Origin of the sequence: Microbacterium schleiferi (genome assembly GCF_020781975.1) — a bacterium.
In the GTDB taxonomy this organism is placed as follows: Bacteria; Actinomycetota; Actinomycetes; order Actinomycetales; family Microbacteriaceae; genus Microbacterium.
Map to the genome: position 1 here is coordinate 393,101 of NZ_JAJGNI010000001.1, position 26,833 is coordinate 419,933.

General features: G+C 66.8%; 25 protein-coding genes and 1 tRNA gene. 14 read left to right on the forward strand and 12 right to left on the reverse strand.

Features of this window, described 5'->3' with window-relative positions; translation table 11 throughout:
- The first annotated feature begins 94 nt into the window (after positions 1-94).
- Positions 95-1,213: a YlbL family protein gene (locus tag LL236_RS02055; RefSeq protein WP_228177122.1), complete on the forward strand. Its 1,119-nt coding sequence runs from the start codon at positions 95-97 to the stop codon at positions 1,211-1,213.
- Positions 1,214-1,305: 92 nt separating this feature from the next.
- Complete coding sequence (locus tag LL236_RS02060) at positions 1,306-4,224, forward strand: UPF0182 family membrane protein (protein WP_228177123.1); 2,919 nt, start codon at positions 1,306-1,308, stop codon at positions 4,222-4,224.
- Between the two features lie 7 nt (positions 4,225-4,231).
- Here the strand turns inward: LL236_RS02060 and LL236_RS02065 are convergent, their stop codons facing one another.
- From LL236_RS02065 to idi, 7 genes are read right to left on the reverse strand one after another with little or no spacing between them, the layout of a single operon-like run.
- On the reverse strand, positions 4,232-5,128 hold the full coding sequence (locus tag LL236_RS02065) for a prenyltransferase (protein ID WP_228177124.1): 897 nt from the start codon (positions 5,126-5,128) through the stop codon (positions 4,232-4,234).
- The gene (locus tag LL236_RS02070; protein WP_228177125.1) at positions 5,115-5,438 is read right to left on the reverse strand and encodes a lycopene cyclase domain-containing protein; all 324 of its coding nucleotides are present in this window, start codon (positions 5,436-5,438) and stop codon (positions 5,115-5,117) included. Before LL236_RS02070 ends, LL236_RS02065 begins: the two co-directional genes overlap by 14 nt.
- Positions 5,435-5,788 carry a lycopene cyclase domain-containing protein gene (locus LL236_RS02075; protein WP_228177126.1) on the reverse strand — a complete coding sequence of 118 codons (354 nt, stop codon included), beginning with the start codon at positions 5,786-5,788 and terminating at the stop codon, positions 5,435-5,437. Before LL236_RS02075 ends, LL236_RS02070 begins: the two co-directional genes overlap by 4 nt.
- Position 5,789: 1 nt before the next feature.
- The gene (gene crtI, locus LL236_RS02080) at positions 5,790-7,403 is read right to left on the reverse strand and encodes a phytoene desaturase family protein (protein ID WP_228177127.1); all 1,614 of its coding nucleotides are present in this window, start codon (positions 7,401-7,403) and stop codon (positions 5,790-5,792) included.
- A gap of 60 nt (positions 7,404-7,463) precedes the next feature.
- Positions 7,464-8,333, reverse strand: coding sequence for a phytoene/squalene synthase family protein (locus LL236_RS02085; RefSeq protein WP_228177128.1), 870 nt, complete (start codon positions 8,331-8,333; stop codon positions 7,464-7,466).
- On the reverse strand, positions 8,330-9,385 hold the full coding sequence (locus LL236_RS02090) for a polyprenyl synthetase family protein (protein WP_228177129.1): 1,056 nt from the start codon (positions 9,383-9,385) through the stop codon (positions 8,330-8,332). The genes LL236_RS02085 and LL236_RS02090 overlap by 4 nt, the downstream gene beginning before the upstream one ends.
- Complete coding sequence (idi, locus tag LL236_RS02095) at positions 9,382-9,933, reverse strand: isopentenyl-diphosphate Delta-isomerase (RefSeq protein WP_228177130.1); 552 nt, start codon at positions 9,931-9,933, stop codon at positions 9,382-9,384. The genes LL236_RS02090 and idi overlap by 4 nt, the downstream gene beginning before the upstream one ends.
- Positions 9,934-10,013: 80 nt before the next feature.
- Between idi and LL236_RS02100 the strand changes: the two genes are divergently transcribed.
- Complete coding sequence (locus tag LL236_RS02100; protein ID WP_228177131.1) at positions 10,014-10,484, forward strand: MarR family winged helix-turn-helix transcriptional regulator; 471 nt, start codon at positions 10,014-10,016, stop codon at positions 10,482-10,484.
- A 67-nt stretch (positions 10,485-10,551) separates the two neighbouring features.
- On the opposite strand, the gene LL236_RS02105 is transcribed toward LL236_RS02100, so the two are convergent.
- Positions 10,552-10,628, reverse strand: a tRNA-Met gene (locus LL236_RS02105).
- Between the two features lie 104 nt (positions 10,629-10,732).
- Here LL236_RS02105 and LL236_RS02110 point away from each other — a divergent pair.
- The 3 genes from LL236_RS02110 (at position 10,733) to LL236_RS02120 (ending at position 13,718) form a co-directional block, all read left to right on the forward strand.
- A complete protein-coding gene (locus LL236_RS02110) occupies positions 10,733-11,263 on the forward strand; it encodes a DUF6328 family protein (RefSeq protein ID WP_228177132.1) in 531 nt (176 codons plus the stop codon).
- A gap of 5 nt (positions 11,264-11,268) precedes the next feature.
- A complete protein-coding gene (locus LL236_RS02115) occupies positions 11,269-12,078 on the forward strand; it encodes a carbon-nitrogen hydrolase family protein (RefSeq protein WP_228177186.1) in 810 nt (269 codons plus the stop codon).
- A gap of 119 nt (positions 12,079-12,197) precedes the next feature.
- On the forward strand, positions 12,198-13,718 hold the full coding sequence (locus LL236_RS02120; RefSeq protein WP_228177133.1) for a trypsin-like peptidase domain-containing protein: 1,521 nt from the start codon (positions 12,198-12,200) through the stop codon (positions 13,716-13,718).
- Positions 13,719-13,776: 58 nt separating this feature from the next.
- Here LL236_RS02120 and LL236_RS02125 read toward each other — a convergent pair whose 3' ends face one another.
- Positions 13,777-14,742 carry a hypothetical protein gene (locus LL236_RS02125; protein ID WP_228177134.1) on the reverse strand — a complete coding sequence of 322 codons (966 nt, stop codon included), beginning with the start codon at positions 14,740-14,742 and terminating at the stop codon, positions 13,777-13,779.
- A gap of 90 nt (positions 14,743-14,832) precedes the next feature.
- On the opposite strand from LL236_RS02125, the gene LL236_RS02130 reads away from it, so the two are divergent.
- From LL236_RS02130 to LL236_RS02140, 3 genes are all read left to right on the forward strand, one after another.
- Positions 14,833-16,122: an ABC transporter ATP-binding protein gene (locus tag LL236_RS02130; protein WP_308017235.1), complete on the forward strand. Its 1,290-nt coding sequence runs from the start codon at positions 14,833-14,835 to the stop codon at positions 16,120-16,122.
- Entirely contained in the window at positions 16,098-17,666 is a 1,569-nt protein-coding gene (locus LL236_RS02135) for a hypothetical protein (protein WP_228177135.1), read from the forward strand. Before LL236_RS02130 ends, LL236_RS02135 begins: the two co-directional genes overlap by 25 nt.
- Positions 17,667-17,752: 86 nt before the next feature.
- Positions 17,753-18,019: a DUF3039 domain-containing protein gene (locus LL236_RS02140; protein ID WP_228177136.1), complete on the forward strand. Its 267-nt coding sequence runs from the start codon at positions 17,753-17,755 to the stop codon at positions 18,017-18,019.
- Positions 18,020-18,037: 18 nt separating this feature from the next.
- Here LL236_RS02140 and LL236_RS02145 read toward each other — a convergent pair whose 3' ends face one another.
- Entirely contained in the window at positions 18,038-19,366 is a 1,329-nt protein-coding gene (locus LL236_RS02145) for a nicotinate phosphoribosyltransferase (protein ID WP_228177137.1), read from the reverse strand.
- Between the two features lie 92 nt (positions 19,367-19,458).
- Here LL236_RS02145 and murI point away from each other — a divergent pair, with 92 nt between their 5' ends.
- The 4 genes from murI (at position 19,459) to LL236_RS02165 (ending at position 22,702) form a co-directional block, all read left to right on the forward strand.
- Positions 19,459-20,277, forward strand: a complete 819-nt coding sequence (murI, locus tag LL236_RS02150; protein WP_228177138.1) for a glutamate racemase — start codon at positions 19,459-19,461, stop codon at positions 20,275-20,277.
- Between the two features lie 60 nt (positions 20,278-20,337).
- Positions 20,338-21,078: a ribonuclease PH gene (gene rph / locus LL236_RS02155; protein WP_228177139.1), complete on the forward strand. Its 741-nt coding sequence runs from the start codon at positions 20,338-20,340 to the stop codon at positions 21,076-21,078.
- A 4-nt stretch (positions 21,079-21,082) separates the two neighbouring features.
- Positions 21,083-21,700 (forward strand): non-canonical purine NTP pyrophosphatase, encoded by a 618-nt coding sequence (locus LL236_RS02160; RefSeq protein WP_228177188.1) that lies wholly within the window; start codon positions 21,083-21,085, stop codon positions 21,698-21,700.
- Positions 21,701-21,787: 87 nt separating this feature from the next.
- Positions 21,788-22,702, forward strand: coding sequence for a cation diffusion facilitator family transporter (locus tag LL236_RS02165; RefSeq protein WP_228177140.1), 915 nt, complete (start codon positions 21,788-21,790; stop codon positions 22,700-22,702).
- On the opposite strand, the gene LL236_RS02170 is transcribed toward LL236_RS02165, so the two are convergent.
- A complete protein-coding gene (locus LL236_RS02170) occupies positions 22,699-25,137 on the reverse strand; it encodes an ATP-dependent DNA ligase (protein ID WP_228177141.1) in 2,439 nt (812 codons plus the stop codon). The two genes, LL236_RS02165 and LL236_RS02170, sit on opposite strands and share 4 nt — an antisense overlap.
- 76 nt (positions 25,138-25,213) lie before the next feature.
- Between LL236_RS02170 and ku the strand changes: the two genes are divergently transcribed.
- Positions 25,214-26,038, forward strand: a complete 825-nt coding sequence (gene ku, locus LL236_RS02175; protein ID WP_228177142.1) for a non-homologous end joining protein Ku — start codon at positions 25,214-25,216, stop codon at positions 26,036-26,038.
- Positions 26,039-26,052: 14 nt separating this feature from the next.
- Here the strand turns inward: ku and LL236_RS02180 are convergent, their stop codons facing one another.
- Entirely contained in the window at positions 26,053-26,799 is a 747-nt protein-coding gene (locus tag LL236_RS02180; RefSeq protein ID WP_228177189.1) for a DedA family protein, read from the reverse strand.
- Between the last annotated feature and the right edge of the window lie 34 nt (positions 26,800-26,833).

A 26,833-nucleotide genomic window follows, 5' to 3' on the forward strand; every position in this document is an offset into this window, starting at 1 on the left:
GGATGGCATCTACGCTAGTCGCACGAATGATCGCACCCGCGGGCCCCACCTGAATCGCCTTACGCCGGTCGCGAACGACGGCCGAGAGGATGACGTGGCGCTGTTCGACGAGAACGTATCGGTGACGCCTGCCCGGCGGGCACCCATCAGTCGCCGGACGCGGGTGGGACTGTGGGCGCTGGTAGTCGCGCTGCTGGCCCTGCTGGCGATGTCGTTCCTGCCCACCGACTACGTCATCGAGCTTCCCGGTCCGGTGTACAACACGCTCGGCACCGTCAGCACGAGCGACGGCGAAGAGGTTCCGCTCATCGAGATCTCGGGAGCCGAGACGTACCCGACCTCCGGCGCCCTGGACCTGCTGACCGTGCAGATCGCGGGAAGCCGGGAGCGTCGGCCGTCATGGTTCGACCTTGCTGTTGCGTGGTTCGACCCCTCCCGCGCCGTCGTCCCGATCGAGGCTGTCTTTCCCGAGGGCCAAACCAGCGAGCAGCGCAGCGAGCAATCAGCCGCTCTCATGGTCGACTCCCAAGAGGAAGCCACGGCTGCGGCACTGACCGAGCTCGGCTACGACATCGGCACGCAGGTCACTGTCGTCTCGGTCGGCGAGGATGCTGCAGCGGACGGCATCCTGGAAGAGGGCGATGTCGTGCTGCGCGCCGACGGTGAGCCCGTGACTGACGCCGCTGCCTTGCGCGAGCAGGTGCAGCAGGACGGCGGGGCACCGCTGAGCCTGGACATCCTGAGGGATGGTGAACCACTGACGGTCGAGGTCACGCCGGCTGCAACCAGGGTCAACGACGAGACAGTGTGGATCATCGGGATCACGCTCATCACCGATTACGACTTCCCGATCGACGTGACGATCCAGCTGAACAATGTCGGTGGCCCGAGCGCCGGGATGATGTTCGCGCTCGGGATCATGGACATGCTGACGCCGGGAAACCTCAACGGTGGCCAGAACATTGCGGGCACCGGCACGATCACCGCTGACGGGACCGTTGGACCGATCGGCGGCATCCAACAGAAGATGTGGGGGGCGTTCCGCGCCGATGCCGACTACTTCCTCGCTCCGGCTGCCAACTGTCCGGAGGTCGTCGATGAGATTCCCGGTGACCTGCAGGTTTTCTCGGTGGCGACCCTCGATGACGCGCTCAGCGTCCTCGACGCGATCAGCTCGGACGGCGACCTGTCGCAGCTTCCGACGTGCCAGTGAGTCGGGGAACCGGTCGGCGGGGTCGCTGAGAGCGAACAGGATCAGGGCATCTGTACGGCGATCGCTCAGAAGCGGCCGCCTAGGATGAAACGGTGACCACGACCTCAGCGCCGAACAGGGCCACGCCTTCGCCGTCCCGCCGCATCCTCGCCATATCGCTCGCGATCATCGCCGCGCTCGTCGTCGGCTTCTTCATCTTTGCGAGCCTCTACGCAGACTGGCTGTGGTACGACCAGCTCGGATTCCAGGAAGTCTTGCTCACCCAGTGGGTGGCCCGCGTGATCATGTTCGTCGTCGGTTTCCTCGGGATGGCCGTTCCGCTGTGGGTCACCATTCAGCTGGCCTACCGGTTGCGACCGGTCTACGTGCGATTGAGTTCGCAGCTGGATCGCTACCAGGAGGTCGTCGAGCCGCTGCGTCGCCTGGCGATGTGGGGTATCCCTGTCTTCTTCGGGTTCTTCGCTGGTTTCGCCGCTTCCACGCAATGGCAGACGACGTGGTTGTGGCTCAACGGCGTCACTACCGACGTGACGGATCCGATCTTCAATCTCGACACCGGCTTCTACATGTTCGCGATGCCGTTCTACAGCGCACTGCTGGGCTTCGTTTCGGCGGTCCTGCTGGTGAGCCTGCTCGTCACCGTCGTCGTGTCCTACCTCTACGGTGCCGTCCGGGTCGGGCAGCGCGAGCTGCGCATCTCGAAGTCCGCCCGCATTCAGATCGCCGTGATCGCGGGACTCTACGTCTTGGTGCAGGGCGTGAGCCTGTGGCTGGATCGCTACCTGCTGATGGTGCAGAACGATGACCGCATTACCGGCCCCGCGTATACCAGCGCCAACGCCGTCATCCCGGGTCTGTCGATCCTCGCGATCAGTGCGATCGTCGTCGCGATCCTCTTCTTCGTGACAGCCATCATCGGCCGGTGGCGCTATCCGCTGGTGGCCACCGCGGTGCTCGTGGTCGCCACCGTCGTTGTCGGTGTCGGCTATCCCTGGGTGGTCAACACGTTCCAGGTGACCCCGAACAAGATCAATTACGAGGCGCAGTACTACCAGTACAACATCGACGCCACGAAGGCCGCGTACGGTGTCAGTGGTCTCGAGCAGATGGAGTTCTCGGCGGCAACTGACGCCGAAGCCGGACAGTTGCGTTCGGATGCCGCCACGACGGCGCAGATCCGGATCATGGATCCCGCCATCATCCCGCCGACCGTGCGACAGCTCGAGCAGTACCGCGCGTACTACCAGTTCCACAATCCGCTCGACGTCGACCGGTACGAGATCGACGGCCAGTCGCAAGACACTGTCGTCTCGGTGCGCGAACTGGACGTGGATCAGCTGGATGCCGCGGCGCAGACCTGGCAGAACACCAGCCTCATTTACACCCACGGTTACGGGCTCGTCGTCGCCAAGGGCAACGACCGCACCACCGAGGGCGAGCCGGTCTTCCTCGAGCGCGGCATCCCCGCCTCGGGTTTCCTCTCCAACCAGGAAGACTTCGAGCCGCGCGTCTACTTCGGTGAGATGTCGCCGCAGTACTCGATCGTGGGTGCCCCCGAAGGGACGGCGCCGATTGAGCTTGACTACCCGACCGGCTCGTCGGAAGGCTCTGGCGACGTCAAGACGACGTTCGAAGGTGACGGCGGCCCGAGTGTGGGGAGCGTCTTCAATCGCCTGATCTATGCGCTGAAGTTCCAGTCCGAGCAGATCCTCTTCTCCGACGACATCAACGAGGAGTCGCAGATCCTGTACGACAGGGACCCGGCGATGCGGGTTCAGAAGGTCGCGCCGTATCTGCAGCTGGACTCCGATCCGTACCCGAGCGTCGTCGATGGTCGCATCGTGTGGATCATCGACGGGTACACGCGCAGTGCGAACTACCCGTACTCGTCGACGGTGAGTCTGCAGGAAGCGATCTCGGACTCGAACACCGCTCAGCAGCGGTTCGGCCTGGACAACATCAACTACATCCGGAACTCGGTGAAGGCCACCGTCGATGCCTATGACGGAAAGGTGACGCTGTACGCCTGGGACGAGACAGACCCGGTGCTGCAGACGTGGCAGAAGGTCTACCCGTCGACGCTCAAGCCGATCTCCGAAATGTCGGCCGATCTCATGAGCCACGTGCGGTACCCGACCGATCTGTTCAAGGTGCAGCGCGCGATCCTCGGGGTGTACCACGTGGGTGATGCGCAGTCGTTCTACCAGCGCGACAACGCGTGGGAGACGCCGAACGACCCGCAGAACGACTCCGAGCTGCAGCCGCCCTACTACCTGACGATGCAGATGCCCGGCCAGACCTCGCCGACGTACTCGATGTTCACGACGTTCATTCCCTCGTCAGAGGCCGGGAACGCCAGAAACGTGCTCATGGGTTACCTCGCGGTCGACTCGAACGCCGGGGATGAAGCCGGCACCGCGCGAGACGATTACGGCAAGCTGCGGATGCTCGTGATCTCTGCAGACACGACAGTTCCGGGCCCCGGTCAGGTGCAGAACACGTTCAACGCCGATCCGCTGGTTTCGTCGCAGATCAACCTGCTGAAGCAGGGGCAGTCCGACGTCCTGAACGGTAACCTGCTCACCCTGCCGGTGGGTGGCGGTTTGCTCTACGTCCAGCCGGTGTTCGTGCAGTCCTCGGGAGCGACAAAGCTTCCGACCCTGCAGAAGGTTCTCGTCTCGTTCGGTAACGACATCGCGTTCGAAGACACCCTGTCTGAGGCTCTCGATGCCCTGTTCGGCGGTGACGCCGGTGCCACCGGCGGCGACAGCGACGTGACGCCCACGCCGGGCGCCACAACGCAGCCGACGCCCGAGCCGACGCCGACTGAGACGACGCCCAGCACGCCGACCGAGCCGACCGACGCCTACCAGGCAGCGCTGCAGGAGGCCCAGCAGGCGATGCTGGACCGGGATGCGGCGCTGAAGGCCGGCGATCTGACGGCGTTCGCCGAGGCTGACGCCCGGCTGACGGCGGCAGTGGAGCAGCTCATCGCCCTGGGCGGGCAGTAAGCCCCGCTCAGGCGGTGAGGATCCACCACCAGATCAGCAGCAGCGTCACTACGAAGCCGGCGAACTGGTTGATCCACAGGAATCGGCGCCATCCGATGGTTGCGCGTTCGGCGTCGGCGTCACGGATCGACCGGTAGGGCCACACTGCGACGAGGTAAGGGATTGCTGCGATCGCTGCCAGCGGGCCGGGCCAGGCCGTGCCGAGCATGACCAGTCCCGACAGGGCGTAGCAGACGAGAGCGAACCAGACCGTCCATCGCGCACCTCGGGCTGTGGCGATCGACGAAATCCCCGCCTCCCGATCGGCGACGACATCCTGCACTGCACCGAAGGCGTGTGAGGCGACTCCCCACAGGCCGAAAGCCACGATGATGAGTCCGAGCTGCCACGTCCAGGTAGCTCCGGCGAGCACGAGACCGTAGACGGCGGGCGAGAAGAAGTGGATGCTGCTGGTGATCGAGTCGGCGAAGGGTCGCTCCTTCAGGCGCAGCGGTGGAGCGCTGTAGAACACCACGAAGAACAGGCTCAGCGTGAGGATCACCCACGACAGCGGTGACCCGACGATGGCCAGGTAGACCACGAACGGGGCGCACGAGAGCCCAGCAGCCCACAGGGTTATGGGATGCATCCGCCGATCGAGGACTGCCCCGTGCGCGCCGCCCTTGCGTGGATTGCGAAGGTCCGATTCGTAGTCGAAGACGTCGTTGATCCCGTACATCGCCAGGTTGTAGGGGATGAGGAAGAACAGGGTGCCGATGACGAACGTCGCGTCGACCTGGCGGGTCGTGAGGAGGTAGGCCGCCGCGAAGGGATAGGCCGTGTTGATCCAGCTCACCGGCCGCGACGAGACGAAGAGCTCGCGGATCACTCTGCCGGGCCCGAGCGCCGGTTCAGCGGTGTTCACGGTCGACCCCCGCGCGAGCCTTGGGCAACAGGACGTAGACGGCAGGCACGAGGTACGCAGCGCAGATCGCGTACGAGAAGTCCTCGATCGGTGCGACCCCGATGCGGATGCCGCTCGAGGTGCCCTCGGGATAGGCGACCAGCCCGGCAGAGATGATCACGTTGTCGAAGATTGCGGTAAGGACCACGAGGACAGCAGCGCTGATCGTCGATGCCAGCATCCGCCGTTTCATGCCGGGCTGGGTCGCCGACAGCAGCGTCACCACAAGAGTGAACAGCGCGAACGGAATGATGATGAGTGCGTACGTCATCGCTCGTTCACCGCCCTGTCCTTGCTCGACCGCGTGGCGCGGGAGTCGATAAAGCGGAGCGCACCGGCATAGATCACGAGCCCGAGGTAACACAGGAACGCGAGGAAGAACGGCTCTTCCAGGGGAAGCTCGGGTGCGAGATCAATCCCGATGAACAGGCCGCTGTCGCCCTTGATGAACGCGCGGGTGAGGATGCCGACGGCATCCCACGCGAGGAAGAACATCACTCCGATCCCGACGGCCGCGAGCGTCCGTACCGGCGCCGCGAAGGCTGCCAGCCGCCATCGCGCGTCGATCACCGCAATCCCCGCCGCAGAAACCAGGATCGCCAGGAGATACAGACCCGGCATCTCAGACAGCCGCCGGCTCAGCGATCGGCCCGGGGGAGCGGTCACCGCGGAGGCGCTTGACGACGAGCTCGGCTGAGATCAAACACATCGGCAGCCCGATCCCCGGCAGGGCCGAGGCCCCCGCGTAAGCGAGGGAGTCGACCTTCTTGGATGCATTCCGCGGGCGGAAGACCGCACTCTGGCGCAGAGTGTGGGCAAGGCCCAACGCGTTACCGCGCCACGCGTGGAAGCCGTGTTCGAAGTCGCCCGGTGCGATAGTGCGCCGGACCGTGATCCGTTCGGCAAGATCGGGGATGTTGCACCACTGGGAGATCTGTGCGATGACACGATCGGCGGCGGCTTCGATCCGCGGCGAACCCCCGCGGTCGACACCGCCGTGTCCGAGGCTCGGGTCCGCGGGAATGGGAACCAGGACGAAGAGGTTCTCGCTGCCCTCGGGGGCGACTGTCGGGTCGGTCGCGGAGGGCTTGCAGACGTAGATCGATGCCGGGTCGGGGATGCGGGTGTGCTCCCCGAAGATGTCATCGAAATTCGAGCGCCAGTCTTCGGTGAACAACAGCGTGTGGTGGGCGAGCTGCGGAAGGTCGCCCTCGACTCCCAACAGCAGGAGGAGTGCACCGGGACTGGGAGTGCGCTTCTCCCACCACTGCTCGGGGTAGGTGCGGAGCGGCTCGGGAAGCAGCTGGGTTTCCGTGAAGTGCAGATCTGCCGACGAGACGACGAGGTCGGCATCCACGCGGCGTCCATCGGCAAGCGTGATTCCGGTCGCCTGCGCGCGTCCGCCTGCGGTGGGCGTCGTGACGATCGAGGTGACCTCGGCACCCGTTTCGATGGACACGCCTGCCCCTCGCGCGACTCGCTCGACGGCACGGATGACCTCATAGAGCCCTCCCTGCGGGTAGAGCACGCCGTCCGCGAGGTCGAGGTGGCTCATGAGGTGATAAAGGCTCGGCACTCCGTACGGAGACCCGCCGAGGAACACTGCGGGATACCCGAGGACCTGCTGGAGGCGCTTATCGCTGAAGCGGCGTTCGACGTGACGTGAGAGCGTCGTGGTCAGGAGCGGAGCGAGCTGCGGCACGCGGCGCAGCAGCGCCGGGTCGCGAAGACCCGCCGTCGTCTCATACGTGTCGTACAGAAACCGGGTGACCGCCAGATCGTAGGCATCCTTCGCCGAGTCGAGGTACTCGGCAAGGGCAGCACCCGCACCCGGTTCGATGCTCTCGAACAGCTGGGTGGAAAGCTCCCGACCCGAGCGGATGTCGATCGGATCGCTTGCGGTGCCGGCCGGCGGCTCGCTGTAGACGCGGTAGGCCGGGTCAAGGCGCACGAGGTTGAGCTGTTCGGCGGTGGTCGTGCCCATCAGCCGGAAGAAGTGGTCGAACACTTCGGGCATGAGGTACCAGCTGGGCCCGGTGTCGAAGCGGAATCCGTCAGCCTCCCAGACGCCGGCGCGGCCTCCGACCTGATCGCGAGCCTCGAACAAACTCACCGCCCACCCCTCGCGCGCGAGGAGGGCTGCGGTTGCCAGGCCGGCGATGCCACCCCCGATGACGACCGCGCGGTCGGCATCCGTTCGGGGGGCTGCGGGTCGTGCGCTAGCTGTTTCGCTCATGCGGAGTCCTCATTCCTCGGGCGGGCGGATTCAGGGGCGACGTGACCGGGAAGGCCGCGCTCACGGGCTGGTTCGGCGTGGTGCTACTCCGACGAGGGCGCGGGCGATGAGTCCGGCCTTGACGATATTGGGCACCCGCACCCGTGCGGTCGGTGCGGGGTCGGCGCGGAGCCGTCTCGAGAGCTCGGCGAACAGGTCGTGCGCTGCGGTCACGGCTCGGCGGCAATCCGGGGGCAGATGGGGGATGACGGCTGCTGCCGCGGCCAGATCCCCATCGATGCGGTCGAGGATTGCGACCCGGTCGTGGGCGCCGGTCGTGATTCCGAGGTAGTCGCGTCCGAGCGCGGCCTCGTCGTGGTCGAGATCGCGTAGGAAGTTCACGTCTTGAAAGGCAGCGCCGAGGCGCCGGGCTCCGTCGACCAGTTCGGGAGTGGGGCCCGAAGGGGAAGCTTGGCCGGCGTTGACGAACACCTGCAGACACATGAGCCCCACGACTTCGGCCGATCCGTAGACGTACGAGTCGTGGGAGGCGTCGTCGTGTGAGGCAACCGTGAGGTCGGTTCGCATCGAGGCGAAGAACGGATCGGTGAGGTCTGCTCCGATGAGACATTCGCGGGCTGTTCGCGCAAAGGCGTGCACGATGAGGTTGCTGCTGAAGCCGCGACCGATCGCTGTCATCGTCTCTTCTTGCAGCGCGTCGAGGAGGGCAGCGGCTTGCGTGGCATCCAAGCCGGCCTCGACGGCGGGGCCGTCGACGATCTCATCGGCGACGCGGACGAGGGCGTAGATGTTGCGCACGTGTGTGCGGGCTCGGGACCCGAGCAGGCGCGTAGCCATGCCGAACGAGGTCGAGTATGCCGCGATCACGGCTGCCGCAGCCTCGTCGGCTGCCGTGTCGTACAGGGCGATGCCCGTCGGCTGATGACTCACGGAATGCGCTCCTCCACTGCCGCAGCGAGCGTATCTGCCAAGGTCACCGCGCGGGGAGGGAGAGTCGAACGGGAGGCGCGTCGGCGCACATCCGACAGGTTCTCGACAATGAGTTGATGAAGCCGCTCACGGGCGCCGCTGGCTTCGAGCGCTGACTGGGCGTGGCGGACCGCGATCGGTCCGGTGTGTGCCACGGCGAGGGTGCTGGTGACCAGCGGCCACTGCGCGCTCTCGCGGGCTAGCGCAATGAGAGGCGTGCGCTTGGACTCGCGCAGGTCGCTTCCGGCATCCTTGCCAGCTTGCTCTGCCGTGCCGAACGCGCCGATGAGATCGTCCACAAGCTGAAACGCGAGACCGAGTGAGCCGCCGATGCGTTCAAGGTCGGCTATCCACGTCGAGGGCGCGCCGGCCAGAATCGCGCCCGCGCAGAGCGGCGCGGTGAACGAGTACACCGCTGTCTTGTTGTAAGTGGCGGCGAGGATCTCTGCCTGTTCCGCGAGATCGGGCGTCACGCTGTTTTCGACGTCGGCGAGTTCACCAGCCGCCGAGACGAAGACGGCATCGTCCAGGAGGTCGAGCAGTCGTGTGCGTTGCATGTCGGGCACGTCGGCAAGCGCGACCATCCGGGTCGCCTCGTGGAGAAGGAGGTCACCGGCGAGAATTGCGGCCGCATCCCCCAGCAGCGCCGCGCCTTTCGCATCTGCGCCCTGGGTTTTTGCTCTGATGCGGAAACGGCCCGCCACGTTGGGCACGCCGCGCCTGGTCACGTCGTGGTCGATGACATCGTCGTGGATGACGAACGCGCTATGTAGCAACTCGAATGCTGCGGCCACAGACGACAGGCCGGGGGCACGCTCGAGGTCACCGCCGACGGCGAGAAAGGATGCCACGACCAGCTGTGGTCTCAGTCGCTTTCCGCCGGCTGTCGCGGCGCTCACCGCGGCGGTGAGCGCCGACATCGACTCTCCCTGTTTCGTCGCCCGGGCTGCCAGTCGCGCCAGTGCCTCGTCGATCGCGGTGTCGACGGCGAATCGGGCGGCGTCTGGGATCATGAGGCTCGTCGCTGCAGTTGCGGGGATTCGAAGATGCCGAGTTGCTGGGACTGCAGCACAAGCCAGGGGCTGAAGGCCCAGGGCGTGGTTGCCAGCGACGAGCCGAGCTCTTCGGGGTCTACCCAGCGGGCTTCGACGACTTCGAGGGGATTCGGAGCGACCTCGTCATCGGTGCGTGCGATGTAGACCGGGCAGATCTCGTTCTCGACGATTCCGCCTGCGTCGACGGCGCGGTAGCGGAAAAGCGGAAGCGCGAGCTCGATGTCGGTCAGGTGGATGCCGAGCTCGAACTCACCGCGTCGCTGCACTGCCGACAGGAGTGGCTCTGCGGGCCTCGGGTGACCGCAGAAGGAATTGGTCCAGACGCCGGGCCAGGTTTTCTTGTCGAGTGCTCGTCGGGTAACGAGCACCTGCCCCTCGGCGTTGAGGACGTGGCACGAGAAAGCGAGATGGAGTGCGGTTTCGGTGCCATGCACACTGCTCTTCGGGGCGGTGCCTACCGGGTTGCCATCGTCATCCAGCAACACCACATGGTCGCCATCCGTCATTATTCCTCCTCCTATATCGCTAGCTTAGCTAGCAATATCTCCCGTCCGATGATAACAAGGAGTGGAAAGGGGTGTCCATCATGACCACGCCGTGGGTTCCGCAGACTCCACACCAGCAGGCTGTGCTGGACGTTCTGCTGAGCATCCGTGCGCTCAATGATGCCATGGACCGCATGAACGGCGGCATGAAAGACGACATGGACATGAACGCGACGGATCTCGCGGCCCTGCGCATGATGATCGTGCGAGAGCAGCGGGGCGAGTCCGTCAGTCCGCACGACATCGCGAAGCACCTGCGGATATCGACGGCATCGACGACGAAACTGCTGGACCGACTTGAGGGAGCCGGCTATATCGAGCGCCACCCGCATCCGAGGGATCGCCGTGCACGCATCCTGACGTTGACGGCGCACTCGCGGGCGACCTTCTTCAAACACTTCTCCGAGCACCTCGAGCAGATGCGTCGGGTGACCGAGCCGTACACGGAGGATGAGCTGAGGCTCATCGGCCGGTATTTGACCGATGTGAGCCAGGCGATCGACCCCGCCTGAGCTCACTGCGGTGGGGGTCTCTGGCAATGCAGAAGGTCCCGGATCTTGTCGATCCGGGACCTTCTCTTGGTTGCGGGGGCAGGATTTGAACCTACGACCTCTGGGTTATGAGCCCAGCGAGCTACCGAACTGCTCCACCCCGCGGCACAAGGATCAACCTTAGCACGGTTCCCACGGCCTCGCATCTTTGGGTTAGCGAGGTGGGGCCCCGGTTGCCTCGACTCATGCCGGCCGGGGAGGATGGCCGCATGACGACATCCCGAGGCGACCTACGGACGGCGCCCGGCGCCGACGCCGGGCCCGACGGGCGATCCGAGACGCCCAGTGAGCGCGCCGACCGCAACTGGGATGATGTGCTCCAGGAGTTGCGCGTGCTCCAGACCGGCACGCAGATCCTCACGGGATTTCTCCTCGCCGTCGCATTCCAGCCGGCATTCGGTGACCTCACCGATCCGCAACGCGCCTTCTACCTCGTCCTTCTGGTGCTCGCGGCTCTGAGCGCGATCATCGCGTTGGCGCCGGTCGCGATGCACCGCAGCCTGTTCCGCAGGCTCGCCAAGCCCGACGTCGTGATCTTCGGACACCGCGCGCTCGTCGGTGCCCTGGGGACCGTCGGTCTCCTTCTCGTGGGTGTCGTGGCTTTCGTGTTCGACGTCGTGCTCGGTTTCGACCCGGCCTGGATCGCAGCGGCCGCCCTCGGTGCCGCCGTCGTCATCCTGTGGCTCGTCGTGCCGGGGTATCTGCGCAGGCACCATTCTCGAAAGGCGGACCGCTCATGACCCGGATGCCGGCACCGGCAGTCCCCGTGGCAATTGCGCAGTTCGCGCCGTCTGCCGACAGCGAGGCCAATGCGCGTCAGATCGATCGAATGGTCGATGTGGCAGCTGACCGCGGTGCGAGCCTCGTCGTGTTCCCCGAGTACTCCAGCTACTTCGTCGACCCGTTCGACCAGACGCTCGCCCGGCACGCGCAGCCCGTGGATGGACCGTTCATCGCGGCTCTTCAGCAGTCAGCGCAGCGAACCGGCACGGTGGTCGTGGCAGGACTCATCGAAACGGCGACCAACCCCGCGAAGGTGCGCAACGCGGTAGTTGCGGTGGGCTCTGAGGGAGTTCTCGCTGTGTACCGCAAGCTTCATCTCTACGATGCGTTCGGGCAGCGGGAGTCTGATTGGGTCGAGGCCGGCGAGCTCGTGCCACCCCAGACTTTCGACGTGGGCGGACTGCGCTGGGGTCTCATGACCTGTTACGACCTGCGGTTTCCGGAGGTCGCCCGAACCCTGGTGGATGCCGGGGCGGAGGGGATGGTCGTCCCCGCAGCCTGGGTGCGAGGTCCGCTCAAAGAGTTCCAATGGCAGACGCTGTTGGCGGCCCGCGCGATCGAGAACACGGTGTTCGTTGCGGCTGCCGACCATCCGCCACCGCTCGGGGTCGGGGCCTCGGTCGTGCTCGACCCCCAAGGTGTGGCGATCGCGGGTGTCGGCACAGGTACGGATGTCGCTGTGGGCTACGTGGATCCGGATGTCATAGATCGCGTGCGGCGCGTCAATCCGGCGCTTCGGCTGCGGCGGTTCGACGTGATCCCGCGCCCGTGACCGGTGTCGCGGGGCGGCGTCGAACGAGAGCATCACGACTGCATAGTTCGCTCCCGACTGAGCCATAGGATTCACACAGCATCCGGCGGCACCGTTGATGGTGCTTGGAAGGAGCATCCATGAGCACCGAGAACACCGCAGATTCCGTCGACCCGCAGGGCGCCGCCGAGACCGCGAACAGGGAAGCCGCGCAGGGCGCTGACGCCTCCGCGCACGCGACCGCCCCCGCCGCCACACCGGTTGAGTCGACGCAGTCCACACAGCCGACGGAACCGCTGCCGCCGACCCCCGGGGTGTCCCCGGCTGCGAGTGCCTCACCGACGTGGGCTCCCCCCGCGGCTGGAACCCACCACCCGCAGTCCCCCTACGCGCAGGCTCCCTACACTTCCCCTGCAGCTGCCCCGAACTACGCCTTCGCTCCCGCCACGACGGCGGCGCCGCGCGCAAAGGTCGGCGCGGGCAAGGTTGCCGGGATCATCATCGCCGCCGCCCTCGTGGGCGGTGCCGCCGGCCTGGGGGGTGCCTACGCCGGCGTTTCGCTGTTTGCTCCCGACACCGTGACGACAGCATCCGGACCTGCAAGTGTCACGGTGAACGACACGTCCTCTGTGACGCAGACGACCGGGATCGCGGCCAAGGTGCTTCCGAGCGTTGTCACCATCGAGGCCAGCTCCTCCAGCGGCGGCGGAACGGGCTCCGGGGTCGTCCTGACCTCTGACGGCTACGTCGTCACGAACACGCACGTCGTCACCCTTGACGGCGCGACGGCAGACGCGACGGTTCGCGTCACCACGTCAGACGGGCGCGTCTACGATGCTGACGTCGTCGGCACCGACCCCATCTACGACCTCGCCGTCATCAAGCTCGTGGGCGCCGAGGATCTGACGCCGATTGATTTCGCCGACTCCTCGAATCTGAACGTTGGTGACCAGACCGTCGCGATCGGTGCTCCGCTGGGGCTGTCGAACACGGTGACCACGGGTATCGTGAGCGCACTCAACCGCTCGATCCAGATCTCCTCGGCTGCTGCGCCCGACACCGACCAGAGCGACCCCAACTCCGAGGATCAGGGCGGCGAGGGGCCGTTCTACTTCGACTTCGGTCAGGGCCGCCAGGGCAGCACGGGATCGAACGAGACGATTTCGATCGCGGTGATTCAGACGGATGCCGCCATCAACCCCGGAAACTCGGGTGGCGCCCTGGTCGATTCCGACGGCAAGCTCATCGGCATCAACGTTGCGATCGCTTCCGCGGGCGGATCCTCGGGCCAGGCCGGCTCCATCGGCGTCGGCTTCTCGATCCCCTCGAACGTCGTCGAGCGTGTGACGCAAGAGATCATCGACACCGGTTCGGCAACGCACGGACTGCTCGGTGCGAGCGTGCAGAACGCCGCGATGATTCAGGGCTCCACCATCACCGGTGCCTACGTCGCCGACGTGACCGACGGTGGCGCGGCCCAGCGCGGCGGCCTGCAGGCCGGCGACATCGTGACGGGCTTCAACGGTGTGCCGATTTCGGACGCGACCGATCTCACCGCCCAGGTGCGTGCTGCAGCGGCCGGAAGCGACGCGACAGTGACTTTCGTTCGCGACGGTCAGACCCGCACGGTGGACGTGACGCTCGGACAGCTCGGTTCGTGAGCACGGCCTAAGGCTCGGTCACGTCAGACCTGGCGAGCCCGACCGACGCCGCCCCAGACTACTCCGGGGCGGCGTCGGTCGCTTGTGCGTCTTCGTCTTTCCGGGGACGACGCGTGATGCTTCGAGCTGCACCGCCGATAGCTGTCGTTCCTTTCGAGACACTGCTGCCGATCGCGCTCGCGCCCCGCCCCACGCCTGTGCTCACCGCAGAACCGGCGCGGCGCACGACCGAAACTGCCGAGTGCTCGATACGGCGGGCGCCCGGCAGCGGCTCGGTTTCTGGGGGTAACGCTTGCGGCGGAATACCGAAGGCTCGGCGGGATCCCGTGAGGACCCGCCGGCCGAGAATGTGGTTGCCGGCGCCGCCGATTGCCGCGCCGATGCCGAACGGGAGAGCCTTGCCAATCCAGGACGCTCCGCCCCGGGCGGCGAACTGGCGGACGAAGGTGGTCTTGAGGCGATCGACGATCGGCCCCATCGCTGCCTTCGGGATCGTCTTGGTGACCATCTCGCCCCAGTAGGTCGAGCGCGTCGGTCCGCGACCGGTCGCCTGGTTCGCCAACTGCGAGACGAGGTCGACGCCTTCCTGGCCGAGCATCAGTGTCAGCACGAGCGCACGGGCGCGGTTGGGATCGGACACCGGGATGCCGTGCACTTCCGCAACTGACTGCGCGAAGAGGGTGGTCGCCTCGAGGAACCCGATGGTCTCGACCCCGCTGAGGGCGAGAGTGACGCCGGTACCGATGCCCGGAACCACAGCCGTGGCCCCCACCGCCGCGCCTCCGGTGGTCACGGCGGCCAGGTACCGGCGCTCAAGAGTGCGGATGATCTGCGCGGAGGTCGCGTTCGGTTGGCGAAGGCGGATGCTGCGCAAATGAGCCAGAACAACGGGCCGCTGAATTGCCAGCACGCGATCGAGCGCTCGGATGAACATCGGGTGCTCGTCCGACCCTTCCGGAGGGAGCCCACCTGACCAGGGGGCGTCATCCGGTAGCGAATGGATCTGATGGACCTTGTCGGCCATGGGGCGATCTTAAGCGCTCCGGCTGGGCATCCGCCTGGCATCGAGTGTCATCGGGGGGCTGAGGCGGAGGTCGATTGATAGTTTGGAGCGGTGACTGAGGCGACGGATCTTCCCGACGAGTCCTCCGGCGAGTCCGGCGAGACCCCGGGGGAGGGATCCGCGAAGAAGCCCGCGTCGCCGCGCGCGCCACGCGCCCCGCGAAAGACCTCCAGTTCACGCGCACCCGCTTCGAAGACGTCGGGCTCCAGTCCCCGCGCGCCACGGCGCCCTGCGGCGCAGCGACCCGCGACTGCGCGGAAGCGCCCCGCCGCAGCACCGAAACCCTCTGAGTCGGAGGGCACGCCGCCCCCTGCGCCCGAGGACGCCGCGGTCGATGGCACGCCGGTCGATCCTGCGCTCGAGGCTGCGCTGGAATCCATCGCAGCGAGCGAGACCCGGGATGAGGTCGACCAGATTTCCAGTTCGGACGCCGACGAGGCAGCCCTGGAACAAGACGAGCCTGCCCCAGCAGACGAGCCCGCCCCGGAAGATGACGCTGTGGCGGATGACCCCGTGGATGCTGCCGAGCAGGCAGTAGCCACGATCACCGGGTCGACAGACCTTGTGCCCGTCGAAGCAGACGATGCGGCGCTGGTGCTGCGCGGCATCCGGAAGTCATTCGGAGATCTGCAGGCGCTGGACGGGATCAGCCTCGAGGTCCCCGTCGGCAGCTTCTATGGGATCGTGGGGCCCAACGGGGCGGGAAAAACGACGACCCTGTCGATCATCGCGGGCCTGCTCCGCGCCGATTCGGGCGACATCACGATCGCGGGCGTGGATGCCGCGGCCAAGCCCGTCGCAGCCAAGCGCCTCATGGGTGTGCTTCCTGACCGGTTCCGCACCTTCGACCGGCTGACCGGCCGCCAGCTGCTCTACTACTACGGCGCACTGCGGGGCCTCCCGCCGGCCGAGGTCGAGCGGCGCACCATCGACCTTGCCCGCGCGTTCGATCTGACAGAGTCGCTCGGCCGGGTCGTGTCGGATTACTCGGCGGGCATGTCCAAGAAGATCATGCTCGCCGGTGCTCTCATCCACTCGCCCCGCGTCCTGGTGCTCGACGAACCGTTCGAAGCCGTCGATCCGGTCTCGAGCGCGGCGATTCTCGACATCTTGCAGGCGTACGTCGCGCACGGCGGGACAGTGATCCTCTCCAGCCACGGGATGGAGCTCGTCGAGCGGGTGTGCTCGCGCGTCGCCGTGATCGTCGCCGGTTCCCTGGTGGCAGAGGGCACGATCGACGAGGTGCGTGGCGAGGTCAGCTTGGAAGAGCGGTTCGTCGAACTCGTCGGCGGGGCGGGCGAGCTGGAGGGCCTCGAGTGGTTGCACACGTTCTCCGACTGAGGATCGCGCTGCTGCTGGGTGCTTTCCGGGGAGATCCGCAGAAGGTCACGCGAGGAATCGTCGGTGCGCTGCTGTTGCTGGCGGCGACGGTTGCCGCCTGCTGGTCGCTGCTGCGCGTACAAGAGTCCTCGACCGCAGCTGTCGGGGCCATCACCATCTTCTGCGGTGCGACCCTCACGCTCGCCTTCGCCGTGGCGCCCATCGTTTCCGCGGTGACCGATCCGCTCGATCCGCGTCGATTCCGTGTCTTCGCCCTGGCTCCCGAGCCTCTCGCGGGAGCGCTCGCGCTCGCGGGGCTGTTCAGCGTCCCCGTCCTGGGCCTGGCCGCCCTCGCGGTGTGTGCGGCTGTTGTCTGGGTCGCCGCCGGAGCCACCGTCGGTGCGGCGATCATCGCCGTTGTGATTGGGGTGGCGACGTGCGTACTGTTTGCCCGCGTCGCGCTCGGGGTTGCCGGCATCATCTTCGGTGATCGCCGCTCGCGAGAACTTTCCGGCCTTCTTCTGGTCGCGGTACTGGTCATCGTCGTCCCGGTGGGCGTCTTCCTGGCGTCCCTCGATTGGCGCGGCACCGTTCCTGGCCCGTTGCAGCAGGTCGTCGACATCCTGAGCTTCACTCCCATCGGCGCTGCGTGGGCGTTCCCACTGTTGTTCACGCGGGGCGACGCATCCGGCGTTCTCGCCCTGATCATCGCTCTGGCAACCGTTGTCGCGCTGGGGTTTGCGTGGCTCGCGCTGGTGCGTCACTTCCTCTCGAGCATCGAAAAGCCCCTGACCACGCGCGAGCGGGGCGGACTCGGTTGGTTCAGCGTCGTCCCGGGGACCCCCGGGGGAGCCGTCGCAGCTCGGAGCCTGGTGTATTGGCTGCGCGACAGGCGCTACCTCGTGAACACACTCGTGATCCCCGTCGCAGCGGTGGCCACTGTCGTGCCGCTCCTGATCGCGGGGGTCCCCGCGAACGTCGCGGCGCTCGTGCCGATCCTGTTCGTCGCGCTCTTCTTCGGCTGGTTGCCCCACAACGATCTCGCGTACGACTCGACGGCGATCTGGATGCATGTAGCGAGCGGCCTGCGGGGCTTGCCCGACCGCGTCGGGCGCCTCGTTCCGATCCTGGTCATCGCCATCCCCGTGCTGGCCATCGGCATCCCGATCTCTGTCGCCCTCCATGGGCGATGGGCGATCGCGCCGGCGATCGTCGGCGTGTGCGCGTCGCTGTTCTTCTCGGGGCTCGGCCTGTCGAGTATCGCCTCGGCGGCGTCGCCTTACCCCGTCACACCTCCGGGCGAGAGCCCGTTCCAGCAGCCGCAGCGCACCGGGTCGAGTGGAGCTGTGCCCCAAGCCCTCGTGATGATCGGCGCGCTCGCCGTGTCAGCACCGAGCCTGTGGTGGACCTGGCTCGCGCTCACGCGCACGATCGAGGCGGCCTCGCTTGCCCTGTGGGTGGGGGTTGCTACCGGTCTTGTCGTGCTCGTGTTGGGCGTCGCCATCGGGGCAGCGGTCTTCACCCGACGAACCGGGCGGATCATGGAGTTCGCCGAGGCATCCTGACGGCCCACCTGAAACGGCTGTTCCTGCGGCATTCGAGCCGCGAGAACCCGAGCCGCGGCCGGATGCCCGGACTACACTGACTGTCCATGAGCACTCCGCTGGACAGCCCCGACCAGGGCGGACTTGCGACCCTCGATCGCGAGCTCGAAGAGCTCCTTCGCGAAGAGACCGTCGAACCCGGGGACCACGAGCGGTTCTCGCACTACGTCAAGAAGGACAAGATCCTCGAGTCGGCTCTGACCGGCAAGCCGGTCAAGGCGCTCTGCGGCAAAAAGTGGACCCCCGGGCGCGACCCCGAGAAGTTTCCGGTGTGCCCGACGTGCAAAGAGATCTACGAGCGGATGAAGAACTGAGCCCACCCGCTCACGTAGTCAGCCCGTCTGGTAGGCGGTCTCGAGGGCGGGCTCCGAGCGGCTGAGCGCGAGAGCCGTCAGAGGGAGTTCGGCCCGTACGCGTGCGTGGTGTTCACGGGCGGCGCTGACTCCGCCGGGTCCCTCGGCTGCTGCATCGATCTCGCCGTGGGCGACGAGCGGAACCTGCAGGGCGCGGGCGTTCGACGGCGGCGTCGGCGTTTCGGTGTGCTCGAAGCCTTCGGTGACGACGATGAGTTCCTCGCGGGCGATTCCGTGCTCGAGGATTCGGAAAGCCGTCTTCCGCCCGCCCAGCGACGCCTTGGCGGTCGAGGTCTTCGCCACCGGGATCCACGCACCGGCGGCATCCTGGCGTGCCACGAGCTTGTAGACCAGGCCCGCCGTCGGCGAGCCCGAACCGGTGGCCAGCGCCGTACCGACGCCGTACGCGTCCACCGGGGATGCCGCCAGCGCGGCGATCGCAAACTCGTCAAGGTCGCTTGTGACGGTGATGCGCGTGTCGTGAGCACCCAGGGAATCGAGTTGCCGCCGGACCTGCGCCGCGACGATCGGGAGGTCCCCCGAATCGATCCGCACCCCGCCCAGCCCCGTTCCGGCGACCCTGATCGCTGTGTCCACGCCCGTCTCGATGTCGTACGTATCGATGAGAAGTGTGGTCTGGTCGCCGAGGGCCCGCAGTTGCGCCGCGAACGCGTCGGCTTCGGTGTCGTGGAGCAGCGTCCAGCTGTGCGCTGCAGTACCCATGGTCGGGATGCCCCACCGGCGCCCGGCCTCCAGATTGCTCGTCGCGCCGAATCCCGCAATGAATGCCGCCCGCGCGGCAGCGACGGCCGACCATTCGCCGGTGCGCCGTGAGCCCATCTCGGCGAGGGGCCGGTCACCGGCGGCGATGCTCATGCGTGCCGCCGCGGCAGCTACCGCGGAGTCGTAGTTCAGGACGCTCAGGGCAAGGGTCTCCAGAATGACCGCCTCAGCAAAGGTGCCCTCGATCGTCAGCAACGGCGACCCCGGGAAGTACAGCTCGCCCTCCCGGTACCCGTGAATCGACCCCGTGAAGCGGTACTCCTCGAGAAAGCGCAGGGTCTGGGCATCCACGACCCGCTCGTCGCGCAGGAAACGCAGCTCGTCGTCGCCGAACCGGAAGTCGCGCAACAGGCTCAGCAGCCGCCCAGTGCCCGCCACGACGCCGAACCGGCGGCCGCCGGGCAGGCGTCGCGCGAAGACGTCGAACACGCAGCGGCGCGAGGCGGTGCCGTCGTGGAGGGCCGCATCGAGCATCGTCAGTTCGTACCGGTCGGTGAGCAGTGCCGTGCTGACGGATGCTGTCATGCGCGTCAGCCTAGTGAAGCGGCCGCCGCGGCATCCATCCCACTCCGCCGCCCGGCGGCTGGGAGACGAGCGCTGGCGTAGGCTGGTGCACCGTGAACAACGCGCCGATCGGGATCTTCGACTCCGGTGTCGGCGGGCTCACCGTGGCACGGGCCATCTCCGATCAGCTGCCTCGCGAGTCGCTGCTATACATCGGTGACACTGCCCATTCGCCCTACGGACCCAAGCCCATCGCCGATGTGCGTCGGTACTCGCTCGAGGTGCTCGACACCCTCGTCGCGCAGGGCGTGAAGATGCTCGTGATCGCCTGCAACACCGCGTCCGCCGCGGTACTGCGCGATGCGCGCGAACGCTACGACGTCCCCGTCGTCGAGGTGATCGGGCCTGCCGTCCGGACGGCGATGTCGACGACCCGGTCGGGGCGGATCGGGGTCATCGGCACCAGCGGCACGATCGGCTCGCGCGCGTACCAAGACATGCTCGAGGTAAATGACCGCCTCACGGTGTTCGCGCAGGCGTGTCCGCGCTTCGTCGAGTTCGTCGAGGCTGGCGAAACCGACACGCCCGAGGTGCTGGCCGTCGCCGAGGAATACCTTGCGCCGCTGCGGCACTCCGGCGTCGACACGCTCGTGCTCGGTTGCACGCACTACCCGTTCCTGAAGGGTGCCATCAGCTATGTGATGGGACCGGATGTCTCACTCGTCTCCAGCGACACCGAGACGGCCAACGACGTGTACCGGCAGCTCGTGAGTCGGGATCTGTTGGCGGCAACGGATGCTGCTGCAACCCACACGTACGAAGCAACCGGTGATTCGGCTGACGAGTTCGTGCGCCTTGCCCACCGGCTCATGGGCCGCGAGGTGCGAGACGTGCGCCTCGTGCAGACCGGAGCCATCGACCTGCGGCCCTGACCTGCCGCACTGACCGCCGCTTCGCCCGACGCGGAGCACCGACCCGGAAAGAGAACCCGCATGAGCGAGATCACCCGCGCTGACGGTCGCACCATCGACCAGTTGCGTCCTGTCACGATCGAACGAGGCTGGTCCGCCCAGGCAGAGGGATCAGCGCTGATCAGCTTCGGCGGAACCCGCGTGCTGTGCACGGCATCCTTCACCAACGGTGTGCCGCGCTGGCTCACCGGCAAGGGCAAGGGCTGGGTTACCGCCGAGTACGCGATGCTGCCTCGGGCCACCAACGATCGCAACGACCGCGAAAGCGTCAAGGGCAAGATCGGTGGCCGCACACACGAGATCTCTCGCCTGATCGGCCGGGCGCTGCGGGCAGTGGTCGATACGAAGGCGCTCGGTGAGAACACGATCGTGATCGACTGCGACGTGCTGCAGGCCGACGGAGGAACCCGAACCGCCGCCATCACGGGGGCCTACGTGGCGCTCGCCGATGCCATCGAATGGGGGCGGCGCAAGAAGTTCATCGGTCAGAAATCGCAGGTGCTGCTCGACTCGGTGGCTGCCGTCTCGGTCGGCATCATCGACGGTGAGCCGATGCTCGACCTGGCCTACGTCGAGGACGTCCGCGCCGAGACCGACATGAACGTCGTGGTGACGGGGCGCGGGTTGTTCGTCGAGGTGCAGGGCACTGCCGAGGGTGCGCCCTTCGACAAGCGGGAGCTCGATGCGCTTCTCGAGCTGGGGCTGTCAGGCTGCGCGACCCTGCGTGACATTCAGACCGACACCCTCGCTTCGGGTGAGTGACCGGATGCCGCAGCAGATCGTCCTGGCAACCCACAATCCCCACAAGGTCGCCGAGTTCGGCCGGATCGTCGCGGCGACCCGCCCCGACCTGCACGTCATCGGCTACGACGGACCCGAGCCCGTCGAGGATGGCGTCAACTTCGCCGAGAACGCCCTGATCAAGGCGCGGGCAGCTGCCCGCCACACCGGGCTTGCAGCGCTCGCCGATGACTCCGGCATTGCCGTCAGCGTGATGGGCGGTGCGCCGGGGATTTTCTCGGCATACTGGGCGGGCCACAAGAAGGATGCCGTCGCGAACATGCATCTGCTGCTGGATCAGCTCTCCGACATCGCGGACCCGCACCGGAAGGCATCCTTCGTGTCGACCATCGCGCTGGTCGTCCCCGAACCGGGGTCGACCGCCTTCGCCATGGAGCATGTGGTGGAGGGGCGCTGGCACGGGCGCCTTGCCACCGAACCGCGCGGCGACGGCGGGTTCGGTTACGACCCGATCTTCATCCCCGACGGCCAGGAAGCGGGCGCGGAGCGCACGGTAGGCCAGTGGAGCCCCGAGGAGAAGACCGCAGCGTCGCACCGCGCCCAAGCGTTCATCGCCCTCGCGCCGCTGTTGTCGGTGCTCTGACACACGGCCCGGAAGCGAGAATCAGACTCGTTCCCGATTGGGCGCAGAGCGCCGCCGCGGGCTTCTCTCGCCCCTACGCTGGGTGCCGTGCATGATCACGCTCCCGGCATCCGTGGCGCGAGCAACCGTCGCCTCCTGACTGCCTCGCTCACGATCACCTCCGTCGTTCTGGTCGTCCAGGTTGTCGGTGCGTTCCTGAGCGGCTCGCTCGCTTTGCTGGCCGATTCAGTCCACATGCTCACGGACACCGCGGCCCTCGTGATCGCGCTCATCGCGAGCATCGTCGCGGCTCGGCCGGCTACCGACCGGCAGACCTACGGCTACCAACGCGCCGAGGTTTTCGGCGCCTTGATCAACGCCGTCCTGCTGATCGGCCTGTCAGCGTGGATCGTCGTCGAGGCGATCCAGCGCCTGCTCGACCCGGGTGAGGCCGAGGTGCGCGGCGGCATCATGCTGATCGTCGCGATCGTCGGACTTCTTGCCAACGCCGCGGCGATGTGGCTGCTTTCTGCCGCGCAACGTACGAGCATCAATGTCCGCGGCGCCTACCTCGAGGTCCTCGGCGATCTGCTGGGTTCGGCGCTGGTCATCGTCGCAGCGATCGTCGTGCTGCTGACGGGGTGGCAGGCAGCGGATGCCGTTGCGTCGCTGTTGATCGCGGCTCTCATCGTGCCGCGCGCAGTCGGGTTGCTCCGCGAAGTGTTCCACGTCCTGTCGGAGTCGGCGCCGAAAGGAACGCACGTTGCCGACATTCGGGAACACATCCTCTCGGCAGATGACGTCGTGGCCGTGCATGACATCCACGTGTGGCAGCTCACCCGCGGAGCTCCCGTCTTCACCGCTCACGTCGTCATCGATCCCCATGCCATCGCCGCTGGACGCTCGGGCGAAATCCTCTCGCGCCTGCAGACATGCCTTGCCTCACACTTCGACGTCGAGCACTCGACCTTCCAGCTCGAGCCCGCCGGTCACGTCGATTCGGGCGACGCCACTCACGCCTAGGACGTGCCCTCCCGGACGACGGTGTCGGGGGAGCGGGCGGGCCGCAGCCCGCGCCAGCGAGCGTGACGCAAGATGCCGCCGGGCGTGAACTCGGCGAACTCGACCTCGCCGACCAGCTCCGGCTTCACCCAGATCGCATCGCGCGCGTCGGCCGCCGGTACGTCGGCGAAAGGGTTCTCGTCAATTCCGAGAGGGGCGAGCAGGCGCGCCAGAGTCGCAAGCGCGGCATCCGTGAAGCCTGTTCCTACGCGCCCCGCATACTGCAGACCGCTTTCACCCGGGATGCCCACCAGAAGCGATCCGATGGCACCGGACCTGCCCCCCTGCCCGGGACGGATGCCGCCGATGACGACATCCTGGGTGCGGGTGAGCTTGATCTTGAGCCAGTCGGGCGAGCGCTCGCCGGGCCGGTAGCGCGAGCCGGGGTTCTTGACGACGACGCCCTCGAGGTCTGCTCCGCGCGCGGCGTCGAGCGTCGCATCCAGATCGTCGAACACCGGTGGGACCGTGACGCGCTCGCCCGCGCCGTCGGCAAGACGCTCCAGCAGGGCGCGTCGATCGCGCAACGACAGCGCCGTGGCATCCTGCCCGTCGATCTGGAGCAGGTCGAACAGGTAGTACTTCACCGGCGTGCGCGCGGCCTCGCGCACGATCTCGGCAGAATTCGCGAGGTTCATTCGCTTCTGCAGCAGCGCAAAGCTCGGCCTACCGTTCTCGTCCAGAGCGACGATTTCGCCGTCGACCACGCACGGCGCCTCGCCCAGCGCGGCATCCTGCAGGTCCGGATAGGTCGCCGTCATGTCGTTGCCGCTGCGGGCGCGGAGCGTGAGGGTGGTCCCGTCCCAGATCCCGACTGCGCGGATGCCGTCCCATTTCATCTCCACCCAGGGCTCCCCGCCCCAGCGGCTGATTGCGCCGGCGGCAAGCCCCGGCGTCGACATGGTGGCCAGCATCGGGGCGGTGCCCGCGGCGTTGCCGGCGTCTTCTAGCGCCGGACGCGCCTGAGCGCGGGACCGGCCAGTGGATCCGACCGAGCTCCGCGAACCTGCCTGACCGGCGGCTGCGTCCTTCATCCGGTGGAGGAGCCACTGCGACTTCTCGCCGTCGCCCGCGGTGCGGATGAGCGCGAACCGCACGTCATCCATCGCCCCACCCGGGGCGCCGTGGGCGCGGAAGATGACCTCGTCGGCGCGCCATTTCTCGGTCTCATACGTGCCCGTGTCCCACACCGTCATGGTTCCGGCGCCGTACTCGCCCTGGGGGATCGTGCCGTGAAAAGTCAGGTATTCGATCGGGTGATCCTCGGTCATCACCGCGAGGTTGTTGCGGTCGGGTGACTCGGGGATCCCGCGCGGGACCGCCCAACTGACCAACACTCCGTCCCGCTCCAGACGCAGGTCGAAGTGCAGCCGCGAGGCGTGATGTTCCTGCACGACGAAGCGCGGCGGATCACCGTCGCCGCGGGCGGCCGGCCGGGATCCGGCATCCGGAACCGGCTCCGGCGTTCTCGCAGCATCGCGCTTCTCGCGGTAGCGGTCCAAGGCGGCCGGCGTCGAGGTGCCGAAGAAGGGTGCGATCCCCGCGGCTGCGCGCTCGAGAACCTCCGAGAACAGCAGGTGGCGCAGTTGCGGATCTTCCAGTTCGTCCCAGGTTCGGGGAGCCGCGACGGTCGGATGCTCACGTCCTCGCAGCGAGTACGGGCTGATCGTGGTCTTCTTGCCGTTGTTCTGACTCCAGTCCAAGAAGACTTTTCCCGCACGCACCGCCTTGGACATCGAACTCACGACGAGATCCGGATGATCAGCCTCGAGCGCCCGCGCCAACTCCCGCGCCAGGTTCGAGGCGGCTTCGCTCGTGAGCGTCCCGGGAAGCGGCGCATAGAGATGGATCCCCTTGCTGCCGCTGGTGACAGGGATGCTCTCGAGCGACATCCCGCGCAGGATCTCTCGCACGAGCCGCGCAACCTCGGCGCACTCGGCCAGCCCGATACCGGGTCCCGGATCGAGGTCCAGGACCAGCCGATCCGGGTTCGCAGGGGAGCCGTCCGGCCCAAAACGCCATTGTGGAACGTGGAGTTCGAGGCTCGCAACCTGCCCGAGCCACACGAGCGCCGCCTGCGAATCGATGAGCGGGTAGGTCTTCGTGCCCGAGGAGTGCTCGATCGGCATCCGGGGGAGCCACTCGGGCGCGCCGCGCTCGAGGTCTTTCGTGAAGAACGACATGCCCGGATGCTCCGCATCGCCCACACCGTCGGGCCAGCGCTTTCTGGTTACGGGTCGTCCCGCGAGAAGCGGCAGGATCGCGGGGGCGATGCGGCTGTAGTAATCGATGACCTCGCCCTTGGTCGTACCGGTTGCCGGATACAGCACCTTGTCGAGTTTGGTCAGGCGCAGCCGGTGCCCCTGCACCTGCACAGTCTGCTCCCGACCCGCCATGGGCCCAGGCTAGCCCGCGGTGCCTGAGACGGGTCGGATGCTGGCACCGGGCGCCGCGAACGTGTGTACTGGTGTGATGAGGTCCATCTGGAAAGGCGCGTTGACATTCGGACTGGTCAACGTCCCGGTGAAGGTCTATGCCGCGACCGAGGACCACGATGTGTCGCTGCATCAGGTCCATGCCGCCGACGGGGGCCGCATCCGCTATCAGCGCGTGTGCGAACTCGACGGCGAAGTCGTGCCGTACAGCGAGATCGACCGGGCCTACGACGACGGCGAGAAGACCGTCATCCTCACGAAAGAGGATTTCGCGGCGCTTCCTTCCGAGCGCAGCCGCGAGATCGAGGTCGTCGAGTTCGTGCCGACCGAGCAGGTGGATGTCCTGACGCTCGACAAGGCGTACTACCTCGAACCCGACTCCAAGTCGCCGAAAGCGTATGTGCTGTTGCGTAAGACGCTGGAGCAGACGGATCGCACCGCGATCGTGCGGTTCTCGTTGCGTCAGAAGACGCGCCTGGCGGCGCTGCGGGTGCGCGGCGATGTCCTCGTGCTGCAGACACTGTTGTGGGCAGACGAGGTGCGGGAGGCTGCCTTCCCGTCGCTCAGCGAGTCAGTGAAGATCTCCGACAAGGAACTCGAGCTGTCGGCATCCCTCGTCGAGAGCTTCTCGGGCGACTTCGACCCCGCCGACTTCGTCGACGAATACCAGCACGAGTTGCGGACCCTCATCGACGCCAAGCTCGAGAAGGGCGACGCGATCGACACTGCCGAAACGTTCGGCGAGCAGCCGGAGGAGCAGGGCGGCGAGGTCATCGACCTCATGGAGGCGCTGCGCGCGAGCGTCGAGCGCTCACGCGCCGCCCGCGAGAGTGGCTCGGGCAAGCAGAAGAAGTCCGGCTGAGCGGAGGCCGAGTCTTACTGGGAGTCCTCGGGGCGGTTGTCGAACACCTCGGGCTCCAGAGCCAGTTCGCGCGCTTCGGCGGCATCCGTCTCGAGCTTCTCGCCTGACGCGGCTTCTTTGCGAGACTTCCACTTCTCGCTGAAGTAGTGGTACGCCACCACCAGGGCGGTACCACCGACGGCGACCAGCAAGATGATGTCGATGTATTCCGTGACGAGGTCACGCACCCACGGGATGTACGCGATGAGGTAGCCCACCATGGTGAGTCCGAAGCCCCACAGCAGCGCGCCGATGAGGTTGTAGAGCGTGTATCTGCGCCACGGCATGTGTCCTACCCCTGCGGCGACGGGAGCGAAGGTGCGCACGATCGGGACGAAACGGGCGAGGATCACGGTGATCCCGCCGAAACGTTCGAAGAACGCATTGGTTCGCTCGACGTTGCGCTTACTGAAGATCCCGGATTCCTTGCGTTCGAAGACCGCAGGTCCGCCCTTGTGTCCGATGTAGTAGCCGACCTCCCCACCGATGAACGCGGCGAGCGCGATCAGCGAACACACGACCCAGATGTTGACGCCGAACACATCGTTGGTGTGGGTCAGCAATCCCGAGATGATGAGCAGAGTGTCGCCGGGGAAGAGGAACCCGACGAGCAGCCCCGTTTCGGCGAAGATGATCAGGCAGACCACCAGCAGGGCCCACGGGCCGGCCGCGGAAATGATCGTCTCGGGGTCGAGCCAGGGGATGAGAGCCAGTGGGTGCACGTGCGTTCCGTCGGTATCGGCGGTCAAGGGCGTG

Bases quoted from the DNA above. Each gene is read 5' to 3' on its own strand.
- LL236_RS02070 (WP_228177125.1), bottom strand. From the start codon at position 5,438: ATGACGTACGCACTCATCATCATTCCGTTCGCGCTGTTCACTCTTGTG.
- LL236_RS02075 (WP_228177126.1), bottom strand. From the start codon at position 5,788: ATGCCGGGTCTGTATCTCCTGGCGATCCTGGTTTCTGCGGCGGGGATT.
- crtI (WP_228177127.1), bottom strand. From the start codon at position 7,403: ATGAGCGAAACAGCTAGCGCACGACCCGCAGCCCCCCGAACGGATGCC.
- LL236_RS02090 (WP_228177129.1), bottom strand. From the start codon at position 9,385: ATGATCCCAGACGCCGCCCGATTCGCCGTCGACACCGCGATCGACGAG.
- idi (WP_228177130.1), bottom strand. From the start codon at position 9,933: ATGACGGATGGCGACCATGTGGTGTTGCTGGATGACGATGGCAACCCG.
- LL236_RS02100 (WP_228177131.1), top strand. From the start codon at position 10,014: ATGACCACGCCGTGGGTTCCGCAGACTCCACACCAGCAGGCTGTGCTG.
- LL236_RS02110 (WP_228177132.1), top strand. From the start codon at position 10,733: ATGACGACATCCCGAGGCGACCTACGGACGGCGCCCGGCGCCGACGCC.
- LL236_RS02115 (WP_228177186.1), top strand. From the start codon at position 11,269: ATGCCGGCACCGGCAGTCCCCGTGGCAATTGCGCAGTTCGCGCCGTCT.
- LL236_RS02120 (WP_228177133.1), top strand. From the start codon at position 12,198: ATGAGCACCGAGAACACCGCAGATTCCGTCGACCCGCAGGGCGCCGCC.
- LL236_RS02125 (WP_228177134.1), bottom strand. From the start codon at position 14,742: ATGGCCGACAAGGTCCATCAGATCCATTCGCTACCGGATGACGCCCCC.
- LL236_RS02140 (WP_228177136.1), top strand. From the start codon at position 17,753: ATGAGCACTCCGCTGGACAGCCCCGACCAGGGCGGACTTGCGACCCTC.
- LL236_RS02145 (WP_228177137.1), bottom strand. From the start codon at position 19,366: ATGACAGCATCCGTCAGCACGGCACTGCTCACCGACCGGTACGAACTG.
- rph (WP_228177139.1), top strand. From the start codon at position 20,338: ATGAGCGAGATCACCCGCGCTGACGGTCGCACCATCGACCAGTTGCGT.
- LL236_RS02160 (WP_228177188.1), top strand. From the start codon at position 21,083: ATGCCGCAGCAGATCGTCCTGGCAACCCACAATCCCCACAAGGTCGCC.
- LL236_RS02170 (WP_228177141.1), bottom strand. From the start codon at position 25,137: ATGGCGGGTCGGGAGCAGACTGTGCAGGTGCAGGGGCACCGGCTGCGC.
- ku (WP_228177142.1), top strand. From the start codon at position 25,214: ATGAGGTCCATCTGGAAAGGCGCGTTGACATTCGGACTGGTCAACGTC.